Source organism: Nocardioides sp., from assembly GCF_051876515.1.
Classification (GTDB): Bacteria; Actinomycetota; Actinomycetes; order Propionibacteriales; family Nocardioidaceae; genus Nocardioides.
In genome coordinates, this window is sequence record NZ_JBJEHY010000061.1 from 14,489 (window position 1) to 15,693 (window position 1,205).

Consider the following 1,205-nt stretch of genomic DNA (forward strand, 5'->3'; position numbering starts at 1 on the left):
AGGCCGCCCTGCGCAAGGCCGCCCTGCGGATCTACACGATCCAGCGCGAGGAGTTCCTACCCTCGGCCAAGGCGATGATCACCAGCCTGGTCGCCATCATCACCGTCATGCTGCTCTTCACCGACATGGGCGGCAAGGCCGAGTCGATCGTGACGGTCGCGTTCCTGACGTTCTTCTTCGTCTACCTGCTGCGGCTGCTGCAGGTCATCGACAAGCCGTTCAAGTCCGGCGCGGAGCGCACCGACGACGACGTCAGCCTCTTCCTGCTCACCGAGTTCGTCCTGCACGCACGCGCCGTGGCCGACGGCACCGAGATCACCGCCCACGAGATGACGGCGCTCGCCGAGGACCTCGAGGAGCAGCTGGCCGAGGTGGAGGAGGCGGCGTCCAACGGGGACGTGGAGCTGTCCGACGCACTCTCGGACGTGGTCGAGGAGGCCGCGACCGAGGAGGCGGCACTCGACAAGGACTGGGGTCTGGCCCCCGCTCGTCGAGCCCCTGCCCCCGCTGGTCGAGCCTGGCTCCCGCTGGTCGAGCCTGTCGAGACCTCAGGGGCCGACCGGCTCGTGCCCCGGCCCCACGCCGAACATGGTGCGCGGCGAGACCGGGGTCGCGCCCTCGTCGAAGATCCCGTACTCGGTGCACAGCTCCGCGGTCAGCAGTGCCGTCCCCGAGCGCTGCGGGGTGGACGGGTCGGCGGCGACCGCCGCGAGCACCCTGCCCTGGAGCTCGGGCGTCTCGGTGTCGTTGATGCTGACGCCCTCGAACTCGGTCAGGCCGGAGGCGAGCAGGAGCTTGGTGCGGACCAGCCCCGGCCACAGGCTGAGCACGCTGACCCCGGTGCCGCGCAGCTCGTACGCCATGTCGTGGGTCATCTTGTCCAGGGCGGCCTTGCCCATCCCGTACAGGGTGGAGTGCAGGTGGGCGCGGGCGCCGACCGAGGTGATGTTGACGACGAGGCCGTCGCCGCGCTCGACCATCGCCGGGACGGCCGCGTGGCTGGCCACGTAGTGGGCGCGCAGCCCGACGGTGATGAGGGTGTCCCAGTCGTCGACGGGACGCTCCCAGAACTTCTCGGGGGCGAAGGGGTTGAACTGCGGCCCCGCCCAGACGTTGTTGACGAGCAGGTCGATGCGGCCCTCGGCCTCCTCGACGGCGCGGACGAGGCCGACCACCTCCGCCTCGTCGGCGTGGTCGCAGAGGTG

The 1,205-nt window shown here is 70.6% G+C and carries 2 protein-coding genes; both read right to left on the reverse strand.

Annotated elements, in window-relative coordinates; genetic code table 11:
- Window positions 1-56: 56 nt before the first annotated feature.
- The gene (locus ACI379_RS03920) at window positions 57-287 is read right to left on the reverse strand and encodes a hypothetical protein (RefSeq protein WP_439790757.1); all 231 of its coding nucleotides are present in this window, start codon (window positions 285-287) and stop codon (window positions 57-59) included.
- Window positions 288-548: 261 nt separating this feature from the next.
- The coding region (locus ACI379_RS03925; RefSeq protein ID WP_439790758.1) for an SDR family NAD(P)-dependent oxidoreductase at window positions 549-1,205 on the reverse strand (657 nt) is incomplete at its 5' end.